We start from the raw sequence: 14188 nt of genomic DNA, 5'->3' as shown, positions 1-14188 counted from the left end.
ACCATGCCAGCGTCACCAGTGGCCACCGTTCGTGGCCCCCAGCTGCCGCCCAGCCGGACCGTCAAGGTCCGCGCCGCCGACGGGACCCGCCTGCACACCGAGGTGTTCGGACCCGAGGACGGCTACCCGATCGTCCTGGCCCACGGCATCACCTGCGCGCTGCGCGTCTGGCACGAGCAGATCAACGAGCTGTCCCGCGACTACCGCGTCATCGCCTACGACCACCGCGGCCACGGCCGCAGCGGTCTGCCGCACCGCTCGGCCTACAGCCTCGGTCACCTCGCCGGCGACCTAGACGCCGTTCTGGCTGCCACGCTGCGGCCGGGGGAGCGCGCCGTCATCGCCGGGCACTCGATGGGCGGTATCGCGATCAGCTCGTGGGCTGAGCGGCACCGGGACAGCGTCACCGAGCGCGCCGACGCCGTCGCCCTGATCAACACCACCACCGGTGACCTGCTCGAGGAGATCAACCTGCTGCGGGTGCCCACCCTGCTGGCCGGCGGACGGTCGCTGGCCGCCAAGCGGATGATCCAGGCGTTCGGTGGGGCGCCGCTGCTGCGCGGAGCTCAGCCCGGCAGCCGCTGGTTCGTCACGCTGATGGCCGTCGGCGCCGACGCTGACCCGTCGATCTCGGAGTTCATCCACGACCTGTTCGCCACCACCCCGCCGTCGGGCCGCGGGGCCTGGGCGCGGGTTCTGGTCGACGAGATGGGCCCCCGCCACATCGACCTGTCCGGTCTGACCGTGCCGACGCTGGTGATCGGCTCCACCAAGGACCGGCTGCTGCCGATGTGCCAGGCCCGCAAGATCGCCAAGGCTGCACCGAATCTGGTCGAGTTGGTCGAGGTGCCCGGTGGGCACTGCGCGATCCTGGAACACCCCGAGACCGTCAACGGCCACCTGCGGGCGCTGGTCGAGTCCGTGGTGGCCGAACGGCGCATCAGTTCCTGAGGGCCGCGCTGACTTCAGCGGCGGCGCGCTGACCGGAGCGCACCGCGCCGTCCAGGAACCCGGTCCACTCGTCGGCCGTTTCGGTACCTGCCCAGTGCAGCGGGCCCACCGGCGTGCGCAGCAGCGGGCCGAACTCCGTCCACGACCCGGGCGGAACGGCGGCGGTCGGCCCACCGGGGGCGAATGTCTCTGCGCCCCAACAGTGGTCGAGGTAGTCGATGGGGTTCTCGGCTTCCACCCCGAACAGCCCGGCGAAGCCCTTGATGGCTTTATCGCGGCGCTGGTCGGGCGCCAAGGCATCGAAGCCGCGGGAGTCGACGAAGCCGAGCAGCACACCCGGCCCGTCGTCAGACGGGCTGACGTCGAAGGTGATGAACACCGGGCCCTCATCGGACAGGGCTTGGCCGGATTGCCCGGCAGCCCGCCAGAACGGCCGTGGGTACACCGCGTAGGCCTTGCTCAGGGCGCCCTGCGGCCAGCGCTGTGCCAGCTTCTGGTACTCGATCGGCAGGGCCGGGGCGACGTCGATGCCCATCCGGTGCGCCGGCGGAATCGCGAGGATCGCGCGGCGGGCCTCCACCACCCCGGCGCTGGACGTGACGGCGACGGCGTCGTCCGACCACTCGATGCGCGACACCCCGGCGTTCAACCGGACCCGCTCGCCGAGTTCGGCGGCCATCTTCAGCGCGATCTGCTGGGTGCCCTCGTGGAAATGGTCCTGCTGCGCCCCGCCGACCACGTCGAGCATGCGGTTGATGCCGCCGGCGGCCTTGATGTAGCGCACCGCGTGCAGCATCGACACGTCGTCGGGTTCGGCACCCCAGGTGACCCGGGCCATGATGGCCATCAGGTCGCGCGAGGAGGCGCTGGCGCTGACCGAGCGCAGCCAGTCGCCCAGCGACATGCTGTCCAGGTGCTTGGCCTTGGGGGCGGTCCAGGGGCTGTGGATGTCGACCCCGCGGGACAGGCTTTCCACCTGCCACTGGATCCGGCCGATGTCGAGCAGGCTCAGTAGCGAGAGGCGCGGGATGGTGCCCCGGTAGGAGCGCACCCGGCCGCGCCAGCGGATGAGGTTGGTGCCGTCGATGTAGGTCGGTGTCGTCGGGCAGCCCAGTTCGGCGGCCAGTGCCAGCACGGCGTCCTGGGTGGGGCCGACGAAGGTGCCGCCGAGGTCGACGTGAACACCGGAGAGCGTGGTGGTGCTCGAACGGCCGCCGACCCGGTCGCGGCCCTCCAGGATCACCACGTTCAATCCCTGACGGACCAGTTCACGCGCTGCCGTCAGGCCTGCGAATCCCGCCCCGATCACCACCACGTCGTAGCCCATGGCTCCCAGTGTCCCTCCTGTCCTTCGCCCAAACCAACAAACGGGCGCACAACTGCGAGTGGAGTGGGACAGAACGTCGATCTCGGCGCGAATTCGATTACTGTCATTGACTTGTGAAGGTGCTCACCGCCCTGTTCGGGCCCACCGATGCCGTTGATCGTGCCCGCGCGCTGAAAGAGGCTGGCGCCAGCGGCGTCTTCACCTTCGAAGGCCCGCACGACGTGTTCGCGCCGCTGACGTTGGCGGCCGGGGTGGGCGGGCTCGACATCATGACGAATGTCGCAATTGCGTTCCCGCGCAACCCGATCCAGTTGGCCCACCAGGCCTACGACCACCAGTTGCTGGCGCAGGGGCGGTTCACCCTGGGCCTGGGCACCCAGGTGCGGGCCCAGGTGGAGAAGCGTTACGGGGCGGCGTTCGACAAGCCGGTGGCCCGGATGAGCGAACTGGTGCGGGCGCTGCGCGCCATCTTCAACACCTGGGAAACCGGTGAACGCCTCGACTTCCGCGGCGAGTTCTACCGCCACACCCTGATGACGCCCACCTTCAATCCCGGGCCGAATCCCTTTGGGCCCCCGCCCATCTACGTCGGCGCACTCGGGCCGCGGCTCACCAAGGCGACCGCGGAGGTGGCTGACGGTCTGCTGGTGATGCCGTTCGGGTCGGCGAAGTTCCTGCGCGAGTCCACGATGCCCGCGGTACGCGAAGGCCTCGCTGCCGCAGGGCGTTCGGAGGCGGACTTCGCGATCGTTCCCGAGATCATCCTGTCGGCGGGCGATAACCATGACGCCGCGCGCCGGCTGCTGTCGTTCTACGGGTCGACGCCGGCCTATCGTCCGGTGCTCGACATCCACGGCTGGGGCGATCTGCAGCCCGAGCTCAATGCGATGTCCAAGCAGGGCAAGTGGCTGGAGATGGCCGGGCTGATCACCGACGAGATGCTGCACACCATCGCTGCCTGCGGTACGCCCAAGCAGATCGCCGAGCACATCCGCAACCGGGTGGACGGCCTGGCTGACACGGTGTGCCTGTACCAGCCCGGTCCGATCGACCTGGACGCACTGGCCGCGATCGTCGACGAATTGACTTAGCCCTGCGTTGAGTCAGAACTCACGCAGCCACTGTGCGAGTGGAGTTATGCGTGAGTTCTGACTGAATGCGTCAGGGGGCGACGGTGAGCCAGTCGGCGAAGCCGGACGGGTCGTGGCGACCCAACGCGCCGTGCTCGAACAGACCCCAGCCTTCCGAGGTCTTCCCGCCGTCGTGGCAGACCGCACGGCCGACGTGGTCGATCACGCCGAAGCCGGCGCGGCCGATGATGGCCGGGTCGTTCATGTCGTAGGTGAGCCGCTCGGTGAACTTCTCGCCCTTCCACACACCGTGGATCCAGTCCGAGTCGCCGCCGTAGCCGCCACCGACGTGGATCGGCACCGGCAGCTTGGACTCGACATCAAAGCGCAGCGGCGCACCGTTGGCGTCGGTGGCCTCGATCGTTGCGCCAGTGGGGATTCGGGTGCCGGAGCGGTAGTGGATCTTCACCCGCGGCCAGCCCAGCTGCTCCACCCGGCCGTCCCGCCAGATGCGGGTGCAGTCGTTGAGCGAGCGGAAGCCGTCAGGTGCCTCCTGGATGATGACGACGATCCCGAAGTCCTCGAAGGCCATCGGCACGTACAGCCACCACATGCCCTCGAACGGCGGGTCGGCGGGACGGCCGGCAGGCTCGGCCTCGCCGATGGGGCGGATACCCCAGGACCGGTCGCGGCTGCCGATCCACACCGACGGATCCACGGCGATCCGTTCGCCGTCGATCGTGATATGTCCTGCCCACGAACCGACTTGGGCGAACCGCTGCGCGTCCAGCGTCACCCGGTTGCCTTGGCGCATGATGTGCGGCTGCTCCTGGACCACCGGGAACAGGCCTTCCCAGGTGAGGTCGGCGGAGATGCCCTCGGTCTCGTCCATCACGATCCGCAGCTTCTGCAGGCCTTCGATGACCTCGACGCGGTACCCCAGGACGTGCTGGTTGAGCCGATCCTGGTCGATGGCGTCCGACAGGTGCACCGCGGTCTGGGTGTCACCGCGGCGCACCAGGAAGAACGCGTCCTTCACGCCGAGGTTGGGGTAGTAGCCGATACCGGTGATGACGAAGATGTCGCCGCTGCGGTCGTGGGCGTTGTAGTAGGACCGGTCGTAGAAGTTGCGATCCGAGGATCCGGGCCACGCAATCGGTTGGGGGACTTGGTGAACCGGGTATTCGTCCATGGGTCCGAGCATGGTCAGTTCTCCTCGATCAGACGGCGTAGCAGGCTTGCGTGGTAGAACGTCGACTCGACGTCCTCGGGCTTCTCGATCTCACCGAAGTGCACCCTCCGGGCACCGGTGCGCATGAACACGCAGCACCAGATCACCCCGGAGTAGACGTAGAACCACTTCAGGTCGCCGAGTTCGACGCCGGTGAGCTTCTCGTAGGTGGCGCGCACATCCTCTTCACGCATCACCTCCGGCAGGCCTGGCATTCCGGCCAGGCCGGCCAGTTCTTGGAAGACATTGTGCGCGAAGATGATCCACGCGACGTCCAGCTCGCGCGGACCCAGGGTGGCCATCTCCCAGTCCAGCACGGCGACGGGGCGGAAGTCCTCGTACAGCACATTGCCGATCCGCGAGTCACCCCAGGCCAGCACGGTGTCCTTCGCCGCGATATCGGCGGGGAAGTTCTTCTCCAGCCACTCCAGCGACTTCTCCACCAGCGGTGAGCGGCCGATGTCGGGTACCGCGAACTGGTACCACTCCTGCAGCCAGTTCAGCTGACGGCGCAGCGGGGTGTCACCGGCCGGCACGGCTTCGGTGAGGAATCCGAATGTCTTCTCCGCGTCGGGAATCGAGTGCAGCTTGGCCAGTACCTCGACGGTGGCGTCCTGCAGGGCCCGCTGGTCCTCCGGGCTGGCATCGGCAAACCAGTTGCTGCCGAACGTATACGGCATCACGTCGGGCGGCACGATGCCCGAGACGTGGTCCATCAGGAAGAACGGGGCGCCCAGCACCGTGCCTTCGGCATCGATGTAGCGGACCTTGGGCACCGGTACGTCGGTCAGTTCCTCGACCAGGCGGATGACGTCGAACTGGTGGTCCATCCGGTAGGTGATGAACACCGGGACGTCTTCGTTGGTGGGCGCCACTCGGGCGACCCACTTCTCCTCGACCTTCTTGCCGTCCTGTTCCCAGCGGCCGGTCAGGATGATCGTCTCCGACGACATGCCGTTGGAGTCGATACCGCTCTCGACGGTCACCTCCGGCTTCACCCCGCCGGGCAGATGCCCGGACAGCCAGTCGGAGATCAGCGCGGGCACCGTGCTGACGTCGCGGCCGGACCGCTGCAGGTGGTCGACGTCGGTTTCGACGTTCGGTTGGTTGGTCACCGTTGTCCTCCAACCCCTATTTCGATACTGGAAGTAGCGTTATAAAAGCAGACCCGTCGTCCGAAGACAAGGGTCACCCACGCCGAGTCTCAGCCAGTGGGTGGTTTGCGCCCTTTCCGTGGCCGCGAGGCTTCCGCCGGCCAGGTTGCGTCCGGCGGCAGCGTCTCCAGAATGAGCTCGGAGATGGTGGCGAGTTGCCGGACCTGAGTGGGGGACAGGCGGTCGAAAACGTAGCGGCGCACGGTATCCACGTGCCCGGGAGCGGTGGCCACCACCTTGGCCATCCCGTCCTCGGTCAGCGTCGCGATGGTGTAGCGCCCGTCGTCGGGATCGGGGCTGCGGGCGATCCAGCCGCGGCGTTCCAGTCTCGCGACGACCTGCGACAGGCGCGACAGCGAGGCCTGGACGTTCTCGGCGAGCACGCTCATCCGCAATGCGTGGTCGGGGGTCATCGACAGCCGTGCCATCACCACGTACTCGAAGTGGCTGATGCCCGCGTCGCGCTGCAACTGCGCATCGAGCACGCCGGGCAGCCGGATCACCACGTTGGCGAAGCTGAAGAAGGCCTCTTGCTCGGCATCGTCGAGCCAGCGGTGCTCGTCGCTCATGCCCCGATCCTAGCTTCACTTGAACATTGAAGTCATCCGTTCTAGAGTTCACTTCACTGTTGAAGTGATAGGAGAACTGTTGTGAATCTTGCTCTGTGGATCGTGGCGGCCGTGCTGGCCCTCGTCTTCGCCGGCGCGGGTGCGTTCAAACTCGTCTCAACGCCGGAGAAGCTGGTGGAGTCCGGGATGGGGTGGGCGTCGGATTTCAGCGCCTCGAGCATCAAAGCCATCGGCGCGGTCGAAATCCTCGGGGCGGTGGGCCTGATCCTGCCTGCCCTGGTGCATATCGCGCCGGTGCTAGTGCCGCTGGCGGCGGTCGGTCTGGCGGCCACCATGATCGGCGCCGCGGTGGTGCATGCTCGTCGCAAGGAGACGCCGATGATCGCGGCCAATGTGGTGCTGCTGGCGCTGGCGCTGTTCGTAGCCTGGGGGCGGTTCGGGCCGTACGCCTTCTGATCGCCACAACCGGCGGCGATTACGATACGCTCAGTAGCGTTATGAGCGCTGATCCGTCGTCGGTGGACAAGGCCGGGGCCGCGGGCCGTCCCCGCGATCCTCGCATCGACACCGCCATCCTGCGCGCCACCGCCGAGCTCCTGGTCGAGATCGGTTATGCCAACCTGACTCTGGCGGCGGTCGCCGAGCGGGCCGGCACCACCAAGACCGCGTTGTACCGGCGGTGGTCGAGCAAGGCGGAACTGGTGCACGAGGCGGCGTTCCCCACCGCGCCGACCGCGCTGCTCGCTCCGGCCGGTGATGTCGCCAACGATGTGCGGGCCATGCTGGCCTCGACCCGCGACGTCTTCACCAGCCCGGTGGTGCGTGCTGCGCTACCGGGCCTGATCGCCGACATGGGTGCCGACCCGGCGCTGAACGCACGGGTGATGGCCCGCTTCACCGGACTCTTCGCGCTGGTCCGCGATCGCCTGGTCGAGGCGGTGCATTGCCGGGAGGTGCACCCCGATGTGGAACCCGACCGGCTCATCGAACTCATCGGCGGTGCGACGATGATGCGGTTACTGCTTGTGCCCGAGGGCGACCTCGACGACGACTGGGTGGACCAGACGACGGCGATCCTCGTGCACGGCGTCGCCCTGTGATGAAGTGCCCTGTGACGGAGAGGACGATGCGATGACGGGACGGTTGACGGGACGCGCGGCGATTGTCACCGGAGCCAGCCGCGGGCTGGGCCGGGCCACGGCGCTGGCGCTGGCGGCCGAGGGGGCTGCCGTCGCGGTGGTGGCCCGCACCTCCCAGCAGTGGGACGAACGGCTGCCCGGCACCATCGGGGAGACCGTCGCCGCCGTCGAGGCCGCCGGTGGAACCGCCGTGCCGATTCAGGCGGATCTGCTTGAGCGTGAGGACATCCCGCGGCTGGTCGAGGAGGCCCGCGCCGCGCTGGGCCCGATCACCATCCTGATCAACAACGCCGCATTCACCGCGCCCGGCCGGCCGCCGAAGGCCGACGCCGCGCCGAAGGCGGCCAAGCCCGCTGGTGCCCCCAAGGCGGCCAACGCCGACTGGCCCGGATTCCTGTCGATCCCGCTGGGTGCCTACCGGCGGCACTTCGAGATCGGGGTGTTCGCGTCCTACGAGCTGATGCAGCTGGTGTGCCCGGACATGTTCGACGCCGGACTCGGGTCGATCATCAATGTCACCTCGGTGGCCTCCCGGGTGCCCGGCGATGGGCCGTATCAGAATTTCGCCGGTGGCGTGCTGCCGGGCTACGGCGGTTCGAAGGCCGCGCTGGAACACCTGACCTGGTGTGCGGCCTTCGATCTGCAGCGGCGCAATATCGCGGTCAATGCGCTGGCCCCGTCCCGGCCGATCCCGACACCCGGCCTGTCGTACTACCGCACCGAGTTCGACAGCGTGTCACCGGACGACGAATTCGCCCGGGCCGCCGTTGAACTCACGCTGGTTGATCCGAATGTCGTGACCGGCCGCACCATCGGTCACCTCGAGGTGCTCGACGGCAGCTTCAGCCCGTTCACCAATGTCTCGAGTGCGCTGGGCTAATCGGGTCGCCGAGATCGACGTTCTGCAGCGCTTCTCTCGCACTTCTGCGGCGAAACGTTGGTTTGGGCGACCTGTCAGGTCAGTCCGCGATCTGGCGCTTGTTGCGTTCGGCGACCTCACGCTGACGGGCCGCAAGCTCCTCGGTGCTGACATGCGAGTTGGCCGACACCGCGCGCTCGGCCTTGAGCGCCGGGTCGATGATCGCCGCCGAACCCGTCCGGTAGATCTCCTTCAAGCCCGACATCACCGGTCCGGGAACCTCGGCGATCTGACCGGCCAGCTCCAGGGCGCGGGGTAGAAGCTGTTCGTGGGCAACCACTTCGGTGACCAGACCGATCTTCTCCGCTCGCGCCGCATCGACCACCTCGCCGGTCATCGACAGCCGTCGCGCCATCCCCGAGCCGACCAGCCGCGGCAGCCGCGCGGTCATCCCGCCGCCGGGCAGGATGCCGACCCGGGCATGGGTGTCGGCGAACACCGCCCGCTCGGAGGCGATCAGGAAATCGCACGCCAGGGCGATCTCCAGCCCGCCGGTGAACGTCGCACCGTTGATGGCCCCGACCACCGGCTTACCGAGTCCGGCGATGCGGTCCATGCAGTTCATCTTGTCGAAGCGGGAGAAGTAGTTCATCCCGAGATGCTGGGCCTGCTTGAGGTCCACTCCGGCGCAGAACGCCGGGTCGGTGCCGGTGAGCACCACCGCCCGAACCGCGTCGTCCGCGTCGGCCTCGCCGAGGGCGGCATACAACGCCTCGAACAGTTCGGTGCTCAACGCGTTGCGCACCTCGGGTCGGTTCATCGTCAGGACCCGGACCGCGCCGTGGTCCTCGCTCAGAAGGATCATCAGGTCAAGAATCTAGCGGCGTTGTTCGCTAGGTCCAGCAGCGGCTGGGGCAGCGCCCCGAGCGCGAAGGTGATGGCTGCCGTCAGCGTGATCGTCGCGACGCTCAATGCGCTCGGGGTGATGACCTCCGGGGCATCCTCCGGCGGGTCGGTGAAGAACATCAGCACGATCACCCGCACATAGAAGTACGCCGCGATGGCCGAGGCCACCACACCGACCACCACAAGCGGGATGGCCCCGCCCTGGCCCGCGGCCTTGAACACCGCGAACTTGCTGACGAATCCACTGGTCAGCGGGATGCCCGCGAATGCCAGCAGGAACAGCGAAAAGACCACGCCGACAAGGGGATAGCGCCGTCCCAGTCCGGCCCAGCGGGCCATCGACGTCTCCTCGGCCCCGTTGGCGTCGCGGACCACGCTGACCACCGCGAAAGCGCCCAGGGTGGAGAACGCGTAGGCGAACAGATAGAACAGCGTCGCCGACAGGCCCGGCCGGTTGCCGGCGATCACACCGGTCATGATGAAACCGGCGTGCGCCACCGCCGAGTAGGCCAGCATCCGCTTGACGTCGGTCTGCGTGACCGCGGTGATCGTGCCGACCACCATCGTCAGGATCGCCACCACCCACAGCACCGGCCGCCAACCATGATGCAGCGCAGGCAGCGCCACGTAGAACACCCGCAGCATCGCCCCGAACGCGGCGACCTTGGTGGCCGCGGCCATGAACCCGGTGATCGGGGTGGGAGCACCCTGGTAGACGTCGGGCACCCAGGAGTGGAAGGGCACCGCGCCGACCTTGAACAACAGACCGACGGTGACCAGCGCAGTACCCACCATCGCCAGCGTGGTGTCGTCGGCGCGGTCGCTGATGGCCTGCTGGATACCGGTCAGGCTCATCGTGCCGGCATAGCCGTACAGCATGGCGATGCCGAACAGGAAGAACGCCGACGAGAATGCCCCGAGCAGAAAGTATTTCAGCGACGCTTCCTGAGACAGCAGCCGACGACGCCGGGCCAGCCCGCACATCAGGTACAGCGGCAGGGAGAAGACCTCCAGCGCGATGAACATCGTCAGGAAGTCGCCGGCGGCCGGAAACAGCATCATCCCGCCGACGGCGAACATCGTGAGCGGGAAGACCTCGGTCTGGATCAGCGCAGCCTTGGTCGCCACCTTCTCGGCGACGCTGCCGGGCACGGTGGAGGCATCGGGGGTGAAGGCATCCAACGCCACTGCGCCATCGGGTGATTCGGAGGGGGCGCGCCGTTCAGCGATCAGCAGCACGCTGAGCACCCCGATCAACAGGATGGTGCCCTGCAGGAACAGGGTCGGCCGGTCGATGTCGACGGCCCCGGCCACCGCCGACTGCCCCAGGCCGTCGCCGAGGTCGCGGGCCAGCCGGATCACCGCGAGCAGCGCGACCACCAGACCGGCCAGGCTCAGTGTCACCTGGGCGGGGTAGCGGGCCTTGCGGGGCAGGAACGCCTCGACGAGCACACCGGCCACCGCGACGCCGAACACGATCAACATCGGTGCCAGCTGGCTGTATTCGATGCTGGGCGCCGTCATGGCCGGGCTCCTTCCGCGACGGTGGGAGCCGGGTCCGGCTGGTTGATCGAGGTGAGGGTGGCGGTGACGGCCGGATTGATCACGTCCAGAGCGACTTTCGGGTACACGCCCAAACCGATCAGCAGCGCGATCAGCGGGGCGATGACCAGAAGTTCCCGGCGCCCCAGATCACGGACGTTCTCATTGCCCTCGGTGACCGGTCCGGTCATCATCCGCTGGTACATCCACAGCACGTAGAGCGCCGAGAGCACCAGGGCGATGGTGGCGCACACCGCGAACACCGGGTATCGGGTGAAGGTGCCGATGAGGACCAGGAATTCACTGATGAAGGGCGCCAGCCCGGGCAGCGACAGCGTGGCCAGCCCGGAGACCAGGAAGGTGCCCGCGAGGACTGGCGCCACCTTCTGCACCCCGCCGTAGTCGGCGATCACCCGGGTGCCCCGTCTGCTCACCAGGAAGCCGGCGATCAGGAACAGCGCGGCCGTGGAGATGCCGTGGTTGACCATGTACAGCGTGGAGCCGGCCTGGCCCTGACTTGTCATCACGAAGATGCCCAGGATGATGAAGCCGAAGTGGCTGATCGAGGTGTAGGCGATCAGCCGCATGACGTCGGTCTGGCCGATGGCCAGGATGGCGCCGTAGACGATGCCGATCACTGCCAGGGCGACGATCACCGGCCGGAAATAGGTTGACGCATCCGGGAACAGGGGCAGGCAGTAGCGCAGCATGCCGAAGGTGCCGACCTTGTCCATCACCGCCATCATCAGCACCGCCGACGCCGGGGTGGCCTGCACGGCAGCGTCGGGCAGCCAGCGATGGAACGGCCACAACGGTGCCTTCACCGCGAAGGCGAACATGAAACCGAGGAACAGCGCGTTGGCCACCCCGGGTTGCATCACGAACTGTCCGCTGGCCACCGCATCGGCGATCGCCCGGAAGTCGAAGGTGCCGGCGTCGAAGGCCTTGCTGGCGGAGGTGACGACGTACAGGCCGATCACCGCGGCCAGCATCACGAGACCGCCGAAGAGGTTGTACAGCAGGAACTTCACGGCGGCCTTCGAGCGGTTCTCCCCGCCGAAACCGCCGATGAGGAAGTACATCGGGATCAGCATCGCCTCGAAGAACACGTAGAACAGCAGGATGTCCAGTGCCGCCAGCGACATCAGCACCATGCCCTCGACGGCCAGCGTCAGAGCGATGTAGCTGTGTGTTCCGCGGCCGGACAGTCCCGGCCGGTCGTCGGCGTCGTTCCAGCCGGCGATCAGCAGCAGCGGTACCAGCACCGCGGTGAGAACCACCAAAACCAGTGCGATGCCGTCCAATCCGAGGATGTAGCCGGTGCCGAACGACGGGATCCACGGATGGTTCTCCACGAACTGGAACTGCTCGCCCCCGGGCTGGAAGCGCGCCGCCAGCATCAGGGACAGGGCCAGCACCGCCAGTGCCACCACCAGTCCGGCGTACTTGGCGAACTGCCGCAGCGACGCCGGCAGCACGATGATCACCGCCGCACCGAGGACGGGAATCGCCCACAGCAAGGTGAGCCACGGGATGGTCGTCATCGTCTCACCCCCACGTCCGGATCAGCACCGCGGCGATCACCAGCGCCGCCCCGGCCAGCATCGACAGCGCATACGAGCGGGCGAAGCCGGTCTGGACCGTGCGCAGGCCGTCGGAGACCTTGCCGATCACGGCGGCCAGTCCGTTGGCTGCACCGTCGACGGCTTTGTCGTCGACCAGGATCAGGGCCTTCGTCAGTCCCTGGCCACCGCGCATGAAGGTGGCCTCGTTGATCGCATCGCCGTAGAGGTCCTTACGGGCGGCGACGGTCAGTGCCGAGACATCCTGCGGCGGTGTCTCGGGAACGTTGTGCATGGCGTACTGGCGGTAGGCGACGGCCACGCCGATGGCGACGACGCCCAGTGCGGTGACGGTCATCATCCAGACCGGGATGGTGTGTTCGGCTTCGTGGCTGCCGACGACGGGCTCCAGCCAGTTCTGCAGGGTGTGGCCGATAGCCAGGAAGGCGCCGGCGCCGACTGATCCGACGGCGAGCACGATCATCGGCCAGGTCATCACCGCGGGGGATTCGTGCGGGTGGGTGTTGGGCTTCCAGCGGGCCTTGCCGAAGAACGTCAGCAGCATCACCCGCGTCATGTAGAACGCGGTGATACCGGCGCCGAGCAGCGCGGCGCCACCAAGGGCGAAGCCCTTGACTCCGCCTGAGTTGAAGGCGGTTTCGATGATGGCGTCCTTGGAGAAGAAGCCCGCGAACGGCGGCACCCCGATGATGGCCAGATAGCCGAGGCCGAAGGTGGCGAAGGTGACCGGCAGCAGGGGACGCAGCCCGCCGAAGCGGCGCATATCGGTCTCGTCGTCCATCGCGTGCATCACCGATCCGGCCCCGAGGAACAGGCCGGCCTTGAAGAAGCCGTGGGTGAGCAGGTGCATGATGGCGACCGCGTACCCGGCCGGGCCCAGGCCCGCGGCCAGCACCATGTACCCGATCTGGGACATCGTGGACGCCGCCAGTGCCTTCTTGATGTCGTCCTTCGCGCAGCCGATGATCGCGCCGAACAGCAGGGTCACCGCACCGACGATCACGACGGCGGTCTGCGCGGCGGGGGCGGCGTTGAAGATCGGGCCGGAGCGCACGATGAGGTACACCCCGGCGGTGACCATGGTCGCGGCGTGGATGAGTGCGGAGACCGGGGTAGGACCCTCCATGGCGTCACCGAGCCAGGACTGCAGAGGCACCTGGGCGCTCTTGCCGCAGGCACCCAGCAGAAGCAGCAGGCCGACGGCGGTCAGTGCGCCGTTGGTCATGCCCGGCACCGCGGCGAACACGGTGCTGAAGGTGACCGACCCGACCGAGGCGAACAACACCATCAGCGCGATCGCCAGGCCCATATCGCCGACCCGGTTGACCACGAACGCTTTCTTGGCGGCGGCGGCCGCGCTGGGCTTGTGCGACCAGAAGCCGATCAGCAGGTAGGACGCCAATCCGACGCCTTCCCAGCCCATGTAGAGGCCGAGGTAGTTGTCGGCCAGGACCAGCAGCAGCATGGCGGCGACGAACAGGTTGAGGTAGGCAAAAAATCGACGACGACCGCCGTCCTCTTTCATGTAGCCGACCGAGTAGATGTGGATGAGTGCACCGACCCCGGTGATCAGCAGCACGAAGCACACCGACAGCGCGTCCAGTTGCAGGCCGAAGTCCACGTTGAGCACCCCGACCGGAACCCAGGAGAACAGCACCTCGTGCACGCTGCGCTCCTCGGCGGGCAGGCCGAGCAGATGCGTGAACAGCACCGCGCCGCAGGCGAATGCGCCGATCACCGTGGCGCAGCCGAGCAGATGGCCCCAGGCGTTGGTGGCCTTGCCGCCCAGCAGCAGGATCACCGCCCCGGCCAGGGGCAGCGCAATGGTCAACCACAGAAGTGTCTGCATGACGTCGC

General features: G+C 67.6%; 13 protein-coding genes. 5 read left to right on the top strand and 8 right to left on the bottom strand.

Annotated elements, in window-relative coordinates; all coding sequences use genetic code 11:
- Positions 1–3: 3 nt before the first annotated feature.
- Positions 4–951 carry an alpha/beta fold hydrolase gene (locus BN3385_RS26995; protein ID WP_059022452.1) on the top strand — a complete coding sequence of 316 codons (948 nt, stop codon included), beginning with the start codon at positions 4–6 and terminating at the stop codon, positions 949–951.
- Here the strand turns inward: BN3385_RS26995 and BN3385_RS26990 are convergent.
- The gene (locus BN3385_RS26990) at positions 941–2278 is read right to left on the bottom strand and encodes a flavin monoamine oxidase family protein (RefSeq protein WP_059021644.1); all 1338 of its coding nucleotides are present in this window, start codon (positions 2276–2278) and stop codon (positions 941–943) included. The genes BN3385_RS26995 and BN3385_RS26990 overlap by 11 nt on opposite strands.
- 113 nt (positions 2279–2391) lie before the next feature.
- Here BN3385_RS26990 and BN3385_RS26985 point away from each other — a divergent pair, with 113 nt between their 5' ends.
- The gene (locus BN3385_RS26985) at positions 2392–3369 is read left to right on the top strand and encodes a TIGR03617 family F420-dependent LLM class oxidoreductase (RefSeq protein ID WP_059021642.1); all 978 of its coding nucleotides are present in this window, start codon (positions 2392–2394) and stop codon (positions 3367–3369) included.
- Between the two features lie 70 nt (positions 3370–3439).
- On the opposite strand, the gene BN3385_RS26980 is transcribed toward BN3385_RS26985, so the two are convergent.
- From BN3385_RS26980 to BN3385_RS26970, 3 genes are all read right to left on the bottom strand, one after another.
- Positions 3440–4552 (bottom strand): Rv3169 family protein, encoded by a 1113-nt coding sequence (locus BN3385_RS26980; protein WP_059021640.1) that lies wholly within the window; start codon positions 4550–4552, stop codon positions 3440–3442.
- Between the two features lie 2 nt (positions 4553–4554).
- Entirely contained in the window at positions 4555–5694 is a 1140-nt protein-coding gene (locus BN3385_RS26975; protein WP_059021638.1) for a phosphotransferase family protein, read from the bottom strand.
- Between the two features lie 89 nt (positions 5695–5783).
- Positions 5784–6302, bottom strand: coding sequence for a MarR family winged helix-turn-helix transcriptional regulator (locus BN3385_RS26970; protein ID WP_059021636.1), 519 nt, complete (start codon positions 6300–6302; stop codon positions 5784–5786).
- Positions 6303–6383: 81 nt separating this feature from the next.
- On the opposite strand from BN3385_RS26970, the gene BN3385_RS26965 reads away from it, so the two are divergent.
- From BN3385_RS26965 to BN3385_RS26955, 3 genes are read left to right on the top strand one after another with little or no spacing between them, the layout of a single operon-like run.
- The gene (locus BN3385_RS26965) at positions 6384–6758 is read left to right on the top strand and encodes a DoxX family protein (RefSeq protein ID WP_059021634.1); all 375 of its coding nucleotides are present in this window, start codon (positions 6384–6386) and stop codon (positions 6756–6758) included.
- Between the two features lie 41 nt (positions 6759–6799).
- A complete protein-coding gene (locus BN3385_RS26960) occupies positions 6800–7402 on the top strand; it encodes a TetR/AcrR family transcriptional regulator C-terminal ligand-binding domain-containing protein (protein WP_059021631.1) in 603 nt (200 codons plus the stop codon).
- Positions 7403–7433: 31 nt separating this feature from the next.
- Complete coding sequence (locus BN3385_RS26955; protein WP_059021629.1) at positions 7434–8321, top strand: SDR family NAD(P)-dependent oxidoreductase; 888 nt, start codon at positions 7434–7436, stop codon at positions 8319–8321.
- Positions 8322–8400: 79 nt separating this feature from the next.
- Here BN3385_RS26955 and BN3385_RS26950 read toward each other — a convergent pair whose 3' ends face one another.
- From BN3385_RS26950 to nuoL, 4 genes are read right to left on the bottom strand one after another with little or no spacing between them, the layout of a single operon-like run.
- Complete coding sequence (locus BN3385_RS26950; protein ID WP_082690671.1) at positions 8401–9165, bottom strand: enoyl-CoA hydratase; 765 nt, start codon at positions 9163–9165, stop codon at positions 8401–8403.
- On the bottom strand, positions 9165–10730 hold the full coding sequence (gene nuoN, locus BN3385_RS26945) for an NADH-quinone oxidoreductase subunit NuoN (RefSeq protein ID WP_059021625.1): 1566 nt from the start codon (positions 10728–10730) through the stop codon (positions 9165–9167). Before nuoN ends, BN3385_RS26950 begins: the two co-directional genes overlap by 1 nt.
- Complete coding sequence (locus BN3385_RS26940) at positions 10727–12292, bottom strand: NADH-quinone oxidoreductase subunit M (protein ID WP_059021623.1); 1566 nt, start codon at positions 12290–12292, stop codon at positions 10727–10729. Before BN3385_RS26940 ends, nuoN begins: the two co-directional genes overlap by 4 nt.
- A gap of 4 nt (positions 12293–12296) precedes the next feature.
- A complete protein-coding gene (gene nuoL, locus BN3385_RS26935; RefSeq protein ID WP_059022451.1) occupies positions 12297–14180 on the bottom strand; it encodes an NADH-quinone oxidoreductase subunit L in 1884 nt (627 codons plus the stop codon).
- Positions 14181–14188 lie beyond the last annotated feature (8 nt).

Source organism: Mycobacterium sp. M26 (assembly GCF_001494595.1).
Classification (GTDB): domain Bacteria; phylum Actinomycetota; class Actinomycetes; order Mycobacteriales; family Mycobacteriaceae; genus Mycobacterium.
The sequence above is the reverse complement of the archived record's forward strand: the minus strand, read 5'-3'. Positions and strand labels throughout refer to the sequence as shown.

Excerpts from the sequence above, each read along its gene's own strand:
- BN3385_RS26995 (WP_059022452.1), top strand. The coding sequence starts at position 4 with ATGCCAGCGTCACCAGTGGCCACCGTTCGTGGCCCCCAGCTGCCGCCC.
- BN3385_RS26990 (WP_059021644.1), bottom strand. The coding sequence starts at position 2,278 with ATGGGCTACGACGTGGTGGTGATCGGGGCGGGATTCGCAGGCCTGACG.
- BN3385_RS26980 (WP_059021640.1), bottom strand. The coding sequence starts at position 4,552 with ATGCTCGGACCCATGGACGAATACCCGGTTCACCAAGTCCCCCAACCG.
- BN3385_RS26970 (WP_059021636.1), bottom strand. The coding sequence starts at position 6,302 with ATGAGCGACGAGCACCGCTGGCTCGACGATGCCGAGCAAGAGGCCTTC.
- BN3385_RS26960 (WP_059021631.1), top strand. The coding sequence starts at position 6,800 with ATGAGCGCTGATCCGTCGTCGGTGGACAAGGCCGGGGCCGCGGGCCGT.
- BN3385_RS26955 (WP_059021629.1), top strand. The coding sequence starts at position 7,434 with ATGACGGGACGGTTGACGGGACGCGCGGCGATTGTCACCGGAGCCAGC.
- BN3385_RS26950 (WP_082690671.1), bottom strand. The coding sequence starts at position 9,165 with ATGATCCTTCTGAGCGAGGACCACGGCGCGGTCCGGGTCCTGACGATG.
- nuoN (WP_059021625.1), bottom strand. The coding sequence starts at position 10,730 with ATGACGGCGCCCAGCATCGAATACAGCCAGCTGGCACCGATGTTGATC.
- BN3385_RS26940 (WP_059021623.1), bottom strand. The coding sequence starts at position 12,292 with ATGACGACCATCCCGTGGCTCACCTTGCTGTGGGCGATTCCCGTCCTC.
- nuoL (WP_059022451.1), bottom strand. The coding sequence starts at position 14,180 with ATGCAGACACTTCTGTGGTTGACCATTGCGCTGCCCCTGGCCGGGGCG.